The 15,055-nt window shown below is 66.6% G+C and carries 14 protein-coding genes; 11 read left to right on the top strand and 3 right to left on the bottom strand.

What is annotated here, in order from left to right; translation table 11 throughout:
- Positions 1–8 precede the first annotated feature (8 nt).
- From LLJ08_RS02850 to dxs, 8 genes are all read left to right on the top strand, one after another.
- Complete coding sequence (locus LLJ08_RS02850) at positions 9–1,328, top strand: lysine N(6)-hydroxylase/L-ornithine N(5)-oxygenase family protein (protein ID WP_228208166.1); 1,320 nt, start codon at positions 9–11, stop codon at positions 1,326–1,328.
- Entirely contained in the window at positions 1,325–2,479 is a 1,155-nt protein-coding gene (locus tag LLJ08_RS02845) for an MFS transporter (protein ID WP_228208165.1), read from the top strand. Before LLJ08_RS02850 ends, LLJ08_RS02845 begins: the two co-directional genes overlap by 4 nt.
- Positions 2,476–3,063 carry a GNAT family N-acetyltransferase gene (locus LLJ08_RS02840; protein ID WP_228208164.1) on the top strand — a complete coding sequence of 196 codons (588 nt, stop codon included), beginning with the start codon at positions 2,476–2,478 and terminating at the stop codon, positions 3,061–3,063. Before LLJ08_RS02845 ends, LLJ08_RS02840 begins: the two co-directional genes overlap by 4 nt.
- The gene (locus LLJ08_RS02835; RefSeq protein ID WP_228208163.1) at positions 3,060–4,868 is read left to right on the top strand and encodes an IucA/IucC family protein; all 1,809 of its coding nucleotides are present in this window, start codon (positions 3,060–3,062) and stop codon (positions 4,866–4,868) included. The genes LLJ08_RS02840 and LLJ08_RS02835 overlap by 4 nt, the downstream gene beginning before the upstream one ends.
- Positions 4,852–5,613, top strand: a complete 762-nt coding sequence (locus LLJ08_RS02830) for a siderophore ferric iron reductase (RefSeq protein ID WP_228208162.1) — start codon at positions 4,852–4,854, stop codon at positions 5,611–5,613. Before LLJ08_RS02835 ends, LLJ08_RS02830 begins: the two co-directional genes overlap by 17 nt.
- A gap of 139 nt (positions 5,614–5,752) precedes the next feature.
- A complete protein-coding gene (locus LLJ08_RS02825) occupies positions 5,753–5,995 on the top strand; it encodes an exodeoxyribonuclease VII small subunit (RefSeq protein ID WP_003283056.1) in 243 nt (80 codons plus the stop codon).
- Positions 5,995–6,882: a polyprenyl synthetase family protein gene (locus tag LLJ08_RS02820; RefSeq protein ID WP_228208893.1), complete on the top strand. Its 888-nt coding sequence runs from the start codon at positions 5,995–5,997 to the stop codon at positions 6,880–6,882. The genes LLJ08_RS02825 and LLJ08_RS02820 overlap by 1 nt, the downstream gene beginning before the upstream one ends.
- Positions 6,883–6,990: 108 nt before the next feature.
- Entirely contained in the window at positions 6,991–8,889 is a 1,899-nt protein-coding gene (gene dxs, locus LLJ08_RS02815) for a 1-deoxy-D-xylulose-5-phosphate synthase (protein WP_042928909.1), read from the top strand.
- A gap of 97 nt (positions 8,890–8,986) precedes the next feature.
- On the opposite strand, the gene LLJ08_RS02810 is transcribed toward dxs, so the two are convergent.
- Complete coding sequence (locus LLJ08_RS02810) at positions 8,987–9,463, bottom strand: LabA-like NYN domain-containing protein (protein ID WP_014819014.1); 477 nt, start codon at positions 9,461–9,463, stop codon at positions 8,987–8,989.
- A gap of 117 nt (positions 9,464–9,580) precedes the next feature.
- Between LLJ08_RS02810 and LLJ08_RS02805 the strand changes: the two genes are divergently transcribed.
- On the top strand, positions 9,581–10,261 hold the full coding sequence (locus tag LLJ08_RS02805) for a YciC family protein (RefSeq protein ID WP_228208161.1): 681 nt from the start codon (positions 9,581–9,583) through the stop codon (positions 10,259–10,261).
- A 77-nt stretch (positions 10,262–10,338) separates the two neighbouring features.
- Positions 10,339–10,767, top strand: coding sequence for a VOC family protein (locus LLJ08_RS02800; protein WP_228208160.1), 429 nt, complete (start codon positions 10,339–10,341; stop codon positions 10,765–10,767).
- A 10-nt stretch (positions 10,768–10,777) separates the two neighbouring features.
- Here LLJ08_RS02800 and LLJ08_RS02795 read toward each other — a convergent pair whose 3' ends face one another.
- Positions 10,778–11,608 (bottom strand): SDR family oxidoreductase, encoded by an 831-nt coding sequence (locus LLJ08_RS02795; RefSeq protein WP_228208159.1) that lies wholly within the window; start codon positions 11,606–11,608, stop codon positions 10,778–10,780.
- An 86-nt stretch (positions 11,609–11,694) separates the two neighbouring features.
- Here LLJ08_RS02795 and LLJ08_RS02790 point away from each other — a divergent pair, with 86 nt between their 5' ends.
- Positions 11,695–12,510 (top strand): substrate-binding periplasmic protein, encoded by an 816-nt coding sequence (locus LLJ08_RS02790; RefSeq protein WP_228208158.1) that lies wholly within the window; start codon positions 11,695–11,697, stop codon positions 12,508–12,510.
- Positions 12,511–12,512: 2 nt separating this feature from the next.
- On the opposite strand, the gene hrpB is transcribed toward LLJ08_RS02790, so the two are convergent.
- On the bottom strand, positions 12,513–15,038 hold the full coding sequence (hrpB, locus tag LLJ08_RS02785; RefSeq protein WP_228208157.1) for an ATP-dependent helicase HrpB: 2,526 nt from the start codon (positions 15,036–15,038) through the stop codon (positions 12,513–12,515).
- Between the last annotated feature and the right edge of the window lie 17 nt (positions 15,039–15,055).

The following is a 15,055-nucleotide window of genomic DNA, read 5'->3' as shown; positions in this document are numbered from 1 at the left end:
GATCGCACATGAACAAGATGTATGACTTCATTGGCATCGGCATCGGCCCGTTCAACCTCGGCCTGGCCTGCCTGGCCGAGCCCATCGACGGGCTCGATTGCCTGTTTCTCGACCGCGCCGAGGGTTTCAACTGGCACCCTGGCATGATGCTCGACAGCGCCACCCTGCAGACGCCGTTCATGGCTGATCTGGTGACCCTCGCCGACCCCACCAGCCGCTTCAGCTTCCTCAACTACGCCAAGCAGGTGGGGCGGCTGTACGCCTTCTACATCAAGGAAGACTTCTTCCTGATGCGCCGCGAATACAACCAGTACTGCCAGTGGGTGGTCGAGCAGCTCGACAGCCTGCGCTTCGGGCATTTCGTCCAGCAGGTCGACTACCTCGACGAGCACCGCTGCTATCGGGTGCGCGGCGTGCACACGCGCAGCGGCGAGGGCTTCGAGTTCCTCACCCGCCGCCTGGTACTCGGCACCGGCACCACGCCCTATCTGCCGACCTGCTGCGAGGCACTGGCCGAGCACGTCAGCCACAGCGGCAACTACCTGCAGGACAAGCCGCGCCTGCAGGGCAAGCGCTCGATCACCGTGGTTGGCAGCGGTCAGAGCGCGGCCGAGATCTACTACGACCTGTTGCAGGAAATCGACCGCCACGACTACCAGCTCAACTGGATCACCCGGGCGCCGCGCTTCTTCCCGCTGGAATACACCAAGCTGACGCTGGAGATGACCAGCCCGGAGTACATCGACTACTTCCACAGCCTGCCGCGCAGCACCCGGGAAAAGCTCATCGACAGCCAGAAGGGCCTGTACAAGGGCATCAACGCCACCCTGATCAACGCCATCTACGACGAGCTGTACAACCAGAGCCTCAAGGGCGAGGTGCCGACCCAGCTGCTGACCAACGCCGAGCTGCGCCGCTGCCAGCGCCTGGGCGATGGCACGCTGGAGCTGGAGTTCTTCCAGCACGAGCTGGAGCAGAGCTATCGCCACCGCTGCGACGCACTGGTGATGGCCAGCGGGTATCAGTACCGCCTTCCGCGATTTATCCAGCCGATTGCCGAGCGTATCGCCTGGCAGGCACCGGAACGCTTCGCCGTGGCGCGCAACTACAGCATCGACCGCAACGGCGGCGAGGTCTTCGTTCAGAACGCCGGGCTCGTCGATCACGGCCTGGTGACGCCGGATCTCGGCATGGGCTGCTACCGCAACGCCTCAATCCTGCGCGAGATCTGCGGGCGCGAGCACTACGCGGTGGAGACGAAGATCGCCTTCCAGCAGTTCAGCCTGCCGCGATCGCTGGCACCGCAGGGCGCGGTGGCGGCGCGATGACGCTGCGACGCGCACTGATCGGCATGACGCTGCTGGCCGTGCTCGGCGACAGCCTGCTGATGCCGTTCTACCCGCAATACTTCGCCGAGCGTTTCGGCGAGTTGCGCAGCGAGCAGGTCGGGCTGTACCTGGCCGCGGTGTGCCTGGTGGCGATGCTCGCACTGCCCGTGTGGGTGCGCCTTGCACGCCATGCTCACCCGCTGCGGCTGCTGATCGTCGGTCAGCTGGTAGCCGGCGTGCTGGCACTGGCCTGCGCGGCCATCGACCGGCAGTGGCTGTTCTGGCCGGTGTCGCTGGGGATGATCGCCTTCAAGGCCAGCTACCTGCTGATGTATCCCTACGTCATGGGCCTGGTAGGCACCGACCAGCAGGTACGCACCATCGGCCTGCTTTCGGTGGTGGTGCACCTGGGCGCAATCGCCGGCGCGACGCTGGGCGGCGGCGTGCTGCACTACCTCAGTCCGGCGCGGATGTTCGTGCTGATGGGGCTGATGGACTTCGTGCAGATGGCCGTCAGCCTGCTCTTGTTGCGCCATGCGCCGCAGCCGGCACGGGTCGATGCGAGCACGCCGCCACGGGCTGCGCAGGAACACCTGGCGATCATCCGCCTGTGCCTGCTGATGCTGGCTTTCTACTTCTGCGTCTACCTGGCGCGGCCGTTCTTCACGCTGTACTGGGAACAGCTCGGCGGACCACAGGCCAGCTGGATCACCGGCCTGGTCTATGCCATTCCCGGCATGCTGGCACTGCTCGCCCTCGCCCTGCACTACCACGCCGGGCAGCACCTGACCGCCTGGCTGCTGCTCGGTGCCGCCGGGCTGGCGTTGCAGGGCGTCGAGCAGATGCCGCTGGTGCTGGCCGGGCGCGTGCTGTTCGGCTGGGCGCTGTACCAGCTCACCGTGGCGCTGGATGCGCGACTGTTCGCCCTCAGCCGGCCGGAGCACTACGGCCGCGACTACAGCCTGATCAACATCTTCCAGAACCTCGGCGTACTCACCGCCTCCTGGCTGGCCGGCGTGGTGGTGCGTGATGCCGGCCTCACCGCGCCGTTCTTCCTATCCGCCATCGGCCTCGTTCTCACCGCCTGCGTGCTGCGCTGGCTGCTGGTTTCAGCACCAGTCAGCGCGCCTCTCTGTGGAGCCAAATCATGAATACCGCTCTTTCCCGCGCGGATGGTCCGCGCTTCGTTCGCTACTGCAGGCTCGGCGCCATGCATTTCGATACAGTGCAGGCCGAGCATCTGCCGCTGCTGCACGACTGGCTGCGCCGCGACTACGCGCGATTCTGGGCCATGGGCCATTTGAGCCTGGCGCAGCTGGCCAATTACGTCGACGAGATCCAGCACAGCAGCCATCGCGACATTGCCCTCGGTATGTGCAACGGCGAACCCGCGTTCCTTTTCGAGGGCTATCACCCAGCCCATGACCGCCTCGCCGACCACTACCAGGTGCGCCCCGGCGACCGCGGCATGCACCTGCTGCTCGCCCCCTGCAAAAAGCCCGTGCACGGCTTCAGCCTGGAAGTCATGCGCAGCATCCTCGCCTATCAGTTCGCCGACCCATTCGCGCGGCGCATCGTCGTCGAGCCCGATGCGCGCAACGCCAAGGTGCATGCCTTGAACCAGCGCGTCGGCTTCGTCTACCAGCGCCTGCTGCAGCTACCGGAAAAGGATGCGTGCCTGGCGTTCTGCACCCGCGCGCAGTTCCTCGCTACCCTTCAGGAGAATCCGCAATGAATCAGCTCGTGCACCTGCCAAACGCCGCCGGCGATCTGGCCACCGAACACCTGCAGGCCGAACATTGGGCCCGCGCCAATCGCCTGCTGGTGAAGAAAGCCCTGGCCGAGTTCAGCCACGAGAAGTTGTTCAGCCCCGAGCCGCTCGGCGACAGCCACTACCGCGTCGCAGTGCCGGACAGCTCGACCGAGTACCGCTTCAAGGCGCGACGACTGGCGCTGGATCACTGGTCCATCGTTACCGACTCCATCGAGAAGCTCAGCGATGGTCAGCAACTGCCACTGGACGCGCTGAGCTTCATCATCGAGTTCGCCGACACCCTGGGCATCTCGGAAAACAACCTGCCGGTCTACCTCGACGAGATCAGCAGCACCCTGTTCGGCAGCGCCTACAAGCTCGCCAACAGCCCGCTGAGCGCTGCCCAGCTGGCCCTGGCGGACTTCCAGCAGATCGAGACCGGCATGCGCGAAGGCCACCCGGGCTTCGTCGCCAACAACGGGCGGATGGGCTTCGACGCCCAGGATTACCGCGCCTATGCGCCGGAAGCGGCGAGCCCGGTGCGTCTGGTCTGGCTTGCCGTGCACCGCAGCCGCGCCAGCTACAGCGCCATCGACGGGCTCGACCAGCCGACCCTGCTGCGCGAGGAGCTGGGTGGTCAGTTCGAGGTGTTTCATAGCCAGCTGCGCGCGCTGCAGCTCGACCCCGACGACTATCTGCTGATGCCGGCGCACCCCTGGCAGTGGCACAACATCCTCGCCATCGGCTTCGCCGCGGAGATCGCCAACCGGCAGATCGTCCATCTCGGTCTGAGCAATGACCGCTACCTCGCGCAGCAGTCGATCCGCACCTTCTTCAACCAGAGCCAGCCGCAGCGGCGCTACGTGAAGACCGCCCTGTCGATCCTCAACATGGGCTTCATGCGCGGGCTGTCGCCCTACTACATGCAGGCGACGCCCGCGATCAACGCCTACCTTGCCGAGCGTGTGGCCAACGACCCGCTGCTGCGCGACTGCGGCTTCCAGTTGCTGCGCGAAGTCGCGGCCATCGGCTATCGCAATCCCTATTACGAGCAGGCACTGCCGGCCAGCAGTCCTTATCGCAAGATGCTTTCGGCGCTGTGGCGGGAGAGCCCTTATGGCCACATTCAACCCGGCCAGCGGCTGATGACCATGGCCGCGCTGCTGCACAGCGACGGCGAAGAACGTGCCCTGCTGGCAACGCTGATCAGTGCCTCGGGGCTGACCGCCGACCGCTGGCTGCGCCGCTATCTCAACGCCTACCTGACGCCGCTGCTGCACTGCTTCTATGCCCACGACCTGGTGTTCATGCCGCATGGCGAGAACCTGATTCTGGTGCTGGAAGATCACCTGCCGGTGCGCGTGCTGATGAAGGACATCGGTGAGGAAGCGGTGATTCTCGATGGCGACGCGCAGATCCCCGAGGCCGTGGGCCGTCTCGCGGTATCGGTGCCCGACGAGCTCAAGGTGCTGTCTATCTTCACCGACGTTTTCGACGGCTTCTTCCGCTACCTCAGTCAGATTCTCGATGAGCAGGTCGGCCTGCCGGAACAGCGCTTCTGGCAACAGGTCGCCGACTGCATCGCCGACTACCAGGCCAGCCAGCCGCAGCTGCGCGACAAGTTCGCCCGCTACGACCTGTTCGCCGAGGAATTCGCCCGCTCCTGCCTGAACCGTCTGCAACTGGGCAACAACCGGCAGATGCTGGATCTGGCCGATCCGGCCGGTGCACTGAAATTCGCCGGCACCCTGAAAAACCCCGTCGCGCCCTATGCGCCGGAACGCTGAAACCCAATGGGCGGATGACGAGGCGCTGAACGACCTGCTGCTGCGGGTGCGCAGCGCCCTGCCGGGACTGGACGGGCGCGTCGGCTCGCCAAGACCCGACGAGCTGATGCTGGATCGCCCGCAGTCGCTGGCCGCCCTGCTGGCGCACTGGCAGGCGGCGCACCCGAAAGCGGGCCGCCATTACTGGGCCGCGCGCTGCTGGACGCTGCTGGTCTGGCAGCCCATCTATCTGCAGGTGCTGGCCGTACAACTCGATGGCCAGTCACCCGAGCTGGAGGGCATCGCGCAGGGTATGCAGCAGGGCTTCGTCGCCGGTTTCTGCCTGCCGGCCCATCAACCGCTGCATGCGGACGCGCAACGCCTGCTGCGCCACGCCGGGCAGCAGATCCGCCAGTTCTGCGAGCAGACCCACGCGGCCTGTGGTGCGTTGCTCGGTCTGCATCCGAAGCTCGCGCAACGCCTCGCCGCGGATTGCGTGATGGCTGCGCTGCTGCACACGCAACGGACCGATGGTTACGGCAACCTGCTGCTCTGCCGTCGCGCCGATGCCTGGCTGGATGCGTGCGGCATGCAGGGCGCCAGCGGCCTGCTGGCGGTGCAGCTGACCGATGGCGGCACCCGTCTCGGCTTGCAGCGCAAGGCCTGCTGCCAGCATTTCCGCCGCGCCGATGGCGAGCTCTGCGACAGCTGCCCGAAGCTGCCGCTCGCCGAGCGCACTCGACGCCTGCGCGAGCAGCATGGTTAGCGCTCGCTGACCTCAGGCAGCATCCCGACACCTTACGCAGCTGGATACACATCACGCGGGCGAACCTTGTGGCTGCCGCGGGCGTTTCTTTGCTAATGTCGCGCCCGTTTCCGACTCGCCGCCGACGACAGGTTCCCGCATGGCCCGCAAGAAAGCTGCCCTCGATTTCGAACAATCCCTCGCCGAGCTGCAACAGCTGGTGGAACGCCTGGAAAGCGGCGAGCTGTCGCTGGAAGACTCACTGACCTGCTTCGAACAGGGCATCGGCCTGACCCGCGACTGCCAGGCTGCGCTGAGCCAGGCCGAGCAGAAGGTGCAGATCCTGCTGGAACGCGACGGCAGCCTGCAGGAAGCCCCCTTCGAGTCGGACCCCGAAGCATGATGATCGGCGACTACCAGAAACGCTGTCAGCAGCGCGTCGACGGCTGTCTCGAAACCCTCTTCGTCCCGCCGCTGCCGCAGCTCGAACGCCTCTATCAGGCCATGCGCTACAGCGTGATGAACGGCGGCAAGCGCGTCCGCCCGCTGCTGGTCTATGCCGCCTGCGAAGCACTGAACGGCGACAAGGCCAGCGCTGACGGCGCCGCCTGCGCCGTCGAGCTGATCCACGCCTACTCGCTGGTGCACGACGACCTGCCGGCGATGGACGACGACGACCTGCGCCGCGGCCAGCCCACTACGCACAAGGCTTTCGACGAGGCCTGCGCGATCCTCGCCGGCGATGGCCTGCAGAGTCTCGCTTTCGAGGCCATGGCCCAGGTCGAGCACAATCCGCAGGACGCCACGCTGCGCCTGCGCATGTTCGCCGTACTGGCCCGCGCCGCCGGGCCGGCCGGTATGGTCGGCGGCCAGGCCATCGACCTCGGCTCGGTCGGGCTCAAGCTCGATCGCGACGCCCTGGAGCTGATGCACCGGCACAAGACCGGCGCGCTGATCGAAGCCAGCGTGCAGCTCGGCGCGCTCGCCAGCGGCCATGCCGACGCCGACAACCTCGCCTCGCTGAGCCAGTACGCACGCGCCATCGGCCTGGCCTTCCAGGTCCAGGACGACATTCTCGATGTCGAAAGCGACACCGCGACCCTGGGCAAGCACCAGGGCGCCGACATCGCCCGGGACAAGCCCACCTATCCGGCACTGCTCGGCATGGACGCGGCCAAGGCCTACGCGCTGGAACTGCGCGACCAGGCACTGCACGCGCTGCGCCCGTTCGATATAGCCGCCGAGCCGTTGCGCGAGCTGGCGCGCTACATTGTCGAACGACGCAACTGAGCCTTTCGCCGAAATAGCAGTCAAACCCCTACCGGACCCGGGGCCGTTCTTATCGAACGGCCCATCGGGTAAACTGCCGCTCTTTTTTCAACAACAACGATCCGCCTGATGCCCAAGACTTTTCACGAGATCCCTCGGGTTCGCCCCGCGACGCCCGTTCTTGACCGAGCGGCGACCCCCGAACAGCTGCGCCGACTGGGCGAGGCGGAACTCGAAGAGCTTGCCAACGAACTGCGCCAGGAGCTGTTGTACAGCGTCGGCCACACTGGCGGGCACTTCGGCGCCGGCCTCGGCGTGATCGAGCTGACCATAGCCCTGCACTACGTCTACGACACCCCGGACGACCGGCTGGTGTGGGACGTCGGCCATCAGGCCTATCCGCACAAGATCCTCACCGGTCGCCGCGAGCGCATGGCCACGCTGCGTCAGAAGGACGGCCTGGCCGCCTTCCCGCGCCGCTCGGAGAGCGAGTACGACACCTTCGGCGTCGGTCATTCCAGCACCTCGATCAGCGCCGCCCTGGGCATGGCGGTCGCCGCCCGTCTGAAAGGCGAGCAGCGCAAGTCCATCGCGGTGATCGGCGACGGCGCGCTCACCGCCGGCATGGCCTTCGAGGCGCTCAACCACGCCCCGGAAGTCGGCGCCAACATGCTGGTGGTGCTCAACGACAACGACATGTCGATCTCGCGCAACGTCGGCGGGCTGTCCAACTACCTGGCCAAGATTCTCTCCAGCCGCACCTACTCGAGCATGCGCGAAGGCAGCAAGAAGATCCTCTCGCGCCTGCCGGGTGCCTGGGAAATCGCCCGCCGCACCGAGGAATACGCCAAGGGCATGCTGGTGCCGGGCACGCTGTTCGAGGAGCTGGGCTGGAACTACATCGGCCCCATCGACGGCCACGACCTGCCGACGCTGATCGCCACCCTGCGCAACATGCGCGACCTCGACGGCCCGCAATTCCTCCATGTGGTGACGAAGAAGGGCAAGGGCTTCGCCCCCGCCGAAGCCGACCCGATCACCTGGCATGCGATCAGCAAGCTGGAGCCGGTCGGCGCCCCGGTCAAACCGAAGAAGCCCTCAGGGCCCAAGTACTCCAATGTGTTCGGCCAGTGGCTGTGCGACATGGCCGCCGCCGACCCGCGCCTGACCGGCATCACCCCCGCGATGAAGGAAGGCTCGGACCTGGTGGCCTTCAGCGAGCGCTACCCGCAGCGTTACTTCGATGTCGCCATCGCCGAGCAGCACGCTGTGACGCTGGCGGCAGGCATGGCCTGCGAAGGCATGAAGCCGGTGGTGGCGATCTATTCGACGTTCCTCCAGCGCGCCTACGATCAGCTGATCCACGATGTCGCGGTGCAGAACCTCGACGTGCTGTTCGCCATCGACCGTGCCGGACTGGTCGGCGAAGACGGCCCGACCCACGCTGGCAGCTTCGACCTCTCCTACCTGCGCTGCATCCCCGGCATGCTGGTGATGACGCCCAGCGACGAGAACGAGATGCGCCGCATGCTCACCACCGGCTACCACTTCGAAGGCCCGGCCGCGGTGCGCTATCCGCGCGGCAGCGGCCCCAACGCCACCATCGAGCCGGGCCTGGAGCCGCTGAAGATCGGCAAAGCCGTGGTGCGCCGTGAGGGCAGTAACGTCGCACTTCTGGTATTCGGCGTGCAGCTGCCCGAAGCGCTGCAGGTCGGCGAGGCGCTGGACGCCACGGTGGTCGACATGCGATTCGTCAAACCGCTGGACGAAGCCCTGCTGCGCGAACTGGCTGGCAGCCACGAGCTGCTGGTGACAATCGAAGAGAACAGCATCATGGCTGGCGCCGGCAGCGCGGTAGCCGAGTTCCTCACTGGCGAAAGCATTCTCAAACCGATGCTGCATCTGGGCCTGCCCGACTACTACGTCGAGCACGCCAAGCCCAGCGAAATGCTCGCCGAGTGCGGCCTGGATGCGGCCGGCATCGAAGCGGCCGTACGCAAGCGGCTTGCGGCACTCGGCAAAGCCTGACGTCGTTTTGGTGGATGGGTGGAGCGTCATCCACCCTACACTGGCCACTCCGAGTCGCACTATCGGCAGACTCGCTCCCCTCAAAGTGGGCGGATGTTCAGCCACGCAACAACAAATCACCCTCGATCGGCACGTAACGCGTCGCCGCACGGATCAGCGATTGCGCGGTAAGTCCCGGTACGCCATAGGCGGTCGCTTCGGCGCCGCCGGCCCGCACCCGATCGAGCAGCAGGTCGAAATCGCCATCGCCGGACGCCAGCACCACCTCGTCGACCCGTGCCGCCGCATCCAGCACGTCGATGGTGATGCCCACATCCCAGTCACCCTTGGCCGAGCCGTCGCTGCGCTGGATATAGGGCTTGAGCTTCACCGTGAAACCGAGGTTGCGCAGGATTTGCTGAAACTGCTGCTGGCGTGCGTCACCGCGCTCGATGGCGTAGGCATAGGCCTCGACGATGGTGCCGCGACGGCTGACATCGGCCCACAACGCGGAATAGTTGAAGTGGCAGCCATGGGCCTGCCGCACGGTGTAGTAGAGGTTCTGTACATCGGCGAACAGGGCGATCTTCTTCACGCGGCGGCCCGAATCTGAAAGGGGGCTCCAGTATGGACGGCGAAATCGCACATGTCCCGTCCTTGCCGCATCCGTTACAGTGGCGCCCCGAAACGATTAATTCACCTTCGGTCTGCAATGAACGTTCTTGCCATCCTGCGTGACGCCTGGTTCTTCTACTCCCGCCACTTCCTGACCATCGTCCGGCTCTGCCTGCCGCTGATCCTGCTCGAAAGCGCGACACGCCTGGCGCTCGATCACTGGCTCGGCGAAAACGTCCTGCCCGCCCTGGACCTGCTGGTGGGCCTGATCTTCTATCCGCTGTACGTCGGCGCGCTGATCCTTTATCTGGATGCGCGCAGCCGTCGCCACGATCCGGCGCTGCGTGCGGTCTACGCCCGGGCCCTGCCGCTGTGGCCAGCACTGGCCGTGCTCTCGGGGCTCGGCTCACTGCTGATCATGCTCGGCGCCTCGCTGTTCGTGCTGCCCGGCATCTGGGTCATGGTCAAGATCGCCTTCGCCGAGTACCTGCTGGTCTTGCGTGGCCTGACACCGCTGGCGGCGCTAAAGGAGAGCTTCGCCCTCACCCGCGGGCATTTTCTGCTGATACTGGGCTGCGTGATGACCGTGCTGTTGCCGATCTGGATGCTGGAAATCTGGATCGCCGCCCAGCTGTTCGCCGAGCAGACGCCACCACTGTTGCCGGCGATGTTGCTGGACGCCGTGGTCGGCCTGCTGCAGTTGCTGCCGACGATCATGCTGTTCCGCTGCTTCATGCTCTGCACCGAGCCGCCGACACGCCAGCCGGACAACGGCTGAGCGGTCTTTCGACGGAGGTTCAGGCGAGGCGCACAGAGCCTGCTAGGCTTGCTCCGGCCACATCAGGAGACCCCGCCATGGCCGACCAGAACCCAAGTATCCTTTCGCACATTTCACTGGGCAGCAATCGCTTCGACGAAGCGGTTGCCTTCTACGACCAGGTCCTCGCCACCCTTGGCTGCAGGCGCATCCTCGAACACCCCGGCGCCGTCGCCTGGGGCCGTGAATACCCGGAATTCTGGATTCAACGACCCATCGACGGCGACAGCGCGTCGGTGGGCAACGGCACCCATGTCGGTTTTTTCGCTGCGAATCAGGCCGAGGTCGACGCCTTCCATCGCGCGGCGATCACCGCCGGCGCAAGCGATGAGGGCGCACCCGGCCCGCGCCCGGAATATGGCGAGCCCTACTACGGCTGTTTCGTACGCGATCTGGACGGCCACAAGATCGAGGCGTCCTACTGGGACGAGGCGCTGATGCAGCAACTCTACGGCAGCGGCAGCTAGCCGGCTGCGTTCAGGAGGCGCGCCCGCCAAGCAGCCGCGGCAACAGCAGGCTCTGGTACAACCGCGGAAAACAGCGCGCCAGCAGCTGGGCTTTCCAGTCCAGGTTGGACAGCACCAGCAGCCGGCGCCGGCGCAGCGCGCCCTGATAGATCGCCTCGGCCACATCCTGCGGCGAAGCGACCCGACCGATGTCCAACGCAGGGGTTGGCGCTGTCGAACCATCGCCGACCAGCACGTTCTTGCGCAGATCGGTGGCGGTGTAGCCGGGGCAGACAAGCATGACGTTGACGCCGGTTTCCCGAAGCTCGCAACGCAGCGTCTCGAACAATCCGTGCAGGGCATGCTTGCTGGCGTTGTAGGCGGCCCGGTTGGGCACCGGCGAATACTGCGAAAGCGAGCTGAGCACAATGATCTGCCCGCCGCGGGAGATCAGACTGGGCAGCGCGGCCTGAGTGCAATGCAACGCGCCGTAGAAATTCACCGCCATCACTCGCTCGAACACTGCCAGGCTGGTATTCGCTACCGGGCTGCGGTGAGTGATGCCGGCGTTGTTGACCAGCACGTCGATGCCGCCGTAACGCTCCACCACCAGCGCAATCGCGCGCTGCACCGCCTCGGCCTTGCTGACGTCACAGCACAACCCCAGCGCATCGGCATTGTGGTGATCGGCCAGATGCTGCACCAGGCCATCCAGCGCATCCTGATGCAGATCGAAGATCACCAGCCGCGCGCCAGCCTGGGCCATGCGCACCGCCAGCGCGCGGCCGATCCCGGCACAGCCGCCGGTGATCACCACCAGCTTGCGGTTGAACACCTTGCGATCGAACACCTTGCGCTGCATACCCCTACTCCTTCATGCCGCACGCCTGCCTTTCGGTATGAGCATAGGTCGATATAGGCCGACATTCCTCACGCTGCTGCAGCAATATGGCTCATGGACAACCGGGCATCGGCTGCGCATGCTTGTTGGAACAGCGCAAGGCAGCGATCGATCCATTGAAAGCATTCATCTATCTGGCCCTGGCCTCCCTTTTCGGCTTACCAGCCGCGGTCCTGGCCAATCCCGTTTCGCAACGCGTCCTCAACGTCGGCTACTACGAGTTCGCCCCGGCCATCTACACCGACGCCCAGGGCATAGCACGCGGCGAGCTGGCCGAACTGACCCGGCGCGTCGCGCGCCAGGCCGGCTACGGCGTACGCTTTCGAGGGCTGCCCGGCGCCCGCCTCTACGCGGCGCTGGAGAATGGCAGCATCGACCTCTGGCCTGGAGCCCAGGGCAAGCCGGAGCTGGCGACCCATACGTTGGAAGGCCGGCATACGCTCAGCCAGATCAATCTCAACCTCTACCGCCTTGCCGGTACGCCGGCACCGCGCCTGCCGGACGACCTTGCCGGCAAGTCGCTGATCCTGATCGGCGGCTACAGCTACTGGCCGAACGTCAACGCGCTACTGGACGATCCCGGCCTCGACCTGCGCCTGCTGCGCACCAGCAATCACCTTTCCGCGCTGGAAATGCTGCAGCGCAACCGTGGCGATTACCTGCTCGATTACCAGATTCCAGTGGAACAGGCCCGCCAGCGGCTACGGATGGAGGCGCTGCCCTACCAGCGCCTGGCCCAGGTGCCGATCCACTTCATCGTTTCGCGTCATGCCCGCGACGCCGCGACCATCGTCACCGCACTCGACGACGCCTATGAAGCGTTGCGCGTCGCCGGCGAGGACCTCAGTCTGCCGTCGGACTGAGCCTATTGCCCGCGTGGCTTGGCCCGTGCGGTCGGCTCGGCGATCAGCGGGTCGTCCGGCCAGTAATGCTTGGGATAGCGCCCCTTCAGATCCTTCTTTACCTCGGCGTAGGTGTTGTCCCAGAAACTCGCCAGGTCCTGGGTGACCTGTACCGGACGCCGCGCCGGCGACAGCAGGTGCAGCTTGACGACCTGTCGGCCACCGGCAATCCGCGGCGTGTCGGCCAGGCCGAACAGCTCCTGCAGACGCACCGCCAGCACCGGCGGCTGCTCGCTGTAGTCCAGCCGAATGCGCGAGCCGGACGGCACGCTGACCGCCACCGGCGCCTGCTCGTCCAGGCGCTGCGGCAGCGGCCAGGGCAGCAGCGTGGCGAGCATGCCGGCCAGATCAAGCTGGGCGAAGTGCGCCAGGCGCGACACCTTGCCGAGATAGGGCAGCAGCCAGTCATCCAACCGTTCCAGCAGTGCAGCATCGCTGACGTCCGGCCAGTCGCTACTGTTGCCTGCGTCCAGATCGAGCTGACGCAGCAGGCCGATGCGCGCCTGCCACTGGCGCAACTCCGGCGTCCAGGCCAGCAGTTCCAAGCCCTTGCGCCGAACCAGGCCGAGCAGCGCGCGAGCCCGTGCGTCATCGTCGAGGTTCGGCAGTGGTTCGCGGCTGAGCACCAGTTCGCCGATCCGCCGCTGCCGTTCGGCGCGCAGCACGCCCTCGCGCTCGTCCCACTCCAGCTCATCGCGCAGAGACACCTGTTCGGCCAGCGGTCCGTCGAACAGCGCCGGGTCCAGCGCGACCGCCCGGTAGATGCGCTCCTCGCGTTGTCCCTGATGGCTGCCCAGCTCGGCGATCACCAGCCAGGGCTCCTTCATCAATGCATCCGGCTCACCGAACAGCGCCGCGCGACCGTTGGCCAGACGATAACCACCGCCACCTTCGCGGCGCTGCCGGGCGACGCGGTCGGGGTAGGCGAAAGCCAGCAGCGTGGCCAGCGCGTGCTGTTCGTCCAGCGCTCCGTCGCCCTGCCCCGGAGCGCCGCGCAGCAGGCCACGAAACTGCCGGGCCAGCTGCCGCACCCGCTGCACCGCAGCACCACGGCCGCTCTGCAACTGGTGCAGACGCAGCGCCAGATCGGCGCCGCCGCTGCGCTGCTCGCCGGATTGAATGTCACGCTCGACCAGCAGCGCCGCGACGTCCGCCGCCAGCGCGCCAATACCCAAGCCATGCCCGCGCAGCAGCATGTGCGCCAGCCGCGGGTGTGCCGGCAACTCGGCCATGGCCTGGCCGTGGCGGGTCAGCTGCCAGCCGCCATGTTCGTTGCGCTGCAATGCGCCAAGGCGCTCGAGCAGCGCCTGAGCCTGGGCGTAAGCCGCCGCCGGCGGCCGGTCGAGCCAGGCCAGCTCGTCCGGCTCGACACCCCAGCGCGCCAGTTGCAGCGCGACACCAGCAAGGTCCGCCTGGAGGATTTCCGCCTCGCCATAGGCCGCCAGCTGTGCGTGCTGATCCTCGGACCACAGCCGATAGCAGACACCCGGCTCCAGCCGCCCGGCGCGGCCAGCGCGCTGCGTGGCCGAAGCGCGGGAGATGCGCCGGGTTTCCAGCCGGGTCATGCCGCTGCCGGGATCGAAGCGCGGCACCCGCGCCAGTCCGGCGTCCACCACGATGCGCACGCCTTCGATGGTCAGGCTGGTCTCGGCGATGTTGGTCGCCAGCACCGCCTTGCGCATGCCCGCCGGTGCCGGCTCGATGGCCGCGCGCTGCTGCGCCAGCTCCAGCTCGCCGTGCAGCGGGCAGAGCAGGATGTCACCGCGCCCGCCCAGCTGATCGGCGAGCGCTTCGTTGACCCGACGGATCTCGGCCTGCCCCGCCAGAAACACCAGCACGCAGCCCTGCTCGTCCTCCAGCGCCTGCAGCACCGTCTGCACCACGCGCGGCTCGATACGCTCATTCGCCGCAACGAGACGACCCCAGCGCTGCTCGACCGGATGCATGCGCCCCTCGCTGCGCACCACCGGCGCATCGTCGAGCAGTGCCGACAGGCGCTGGCCCTCCAGCGTCGCCGACATCAGCAGCAGCTTGAGCGGCTCGTCGCGCAGCAGCTGCCGCGCATTGAGCGTCAGCGCCAGGGCCAGATCGGCGTCCAGGCTGCGCTCATGGAATTCGTCGAAGATCACCAGGCCGACGCCTTCCAGCGCCGGGTCGTCCTGCAGCCGCCGCGCGAGAATGCCCTCGGTGACTACCTCGATGCGCGTGGTCGGCCCGACCTTGCTTTCCAGCCGGATGCGGTAGCCGACGGTTTCGCCGACGCGCTCGCCCAGCTCACTGGCCAGCCGCTCAGCCGCTGCGCGGGCAGCCAGACGGCGCGGCTCCAGCATGATGATGCTCTGCCCGCCCAGCCAGGCTTCGTCGAGCAGCGCCAGCGGCACGCGAGTGGTCTTGCCGGCGCCGGGCGGTGCTTCGAGAACGGCTTCGTCGCGCTGTTGCAGGGCCTGGCGCAACGCCGGCAGGACTTCGTCGATCGGTAGGGAATTCATGGGCACTCGCTTCGGGC

The sequence above is a fragment of the Stutzerimonas chloritidismutans genome (assembly GCF_020783375.1).
Lineage (GTDB): Bacteria > Pseudomonadota > Gammaproteobacteria > Pseudomonadales > Pseudomonadaceae > Stutzerimonas > Stutzerimonas kunmingensis.
This window is presented reverse-complemented; position numbering and strand designations above follow the sequence as displayed.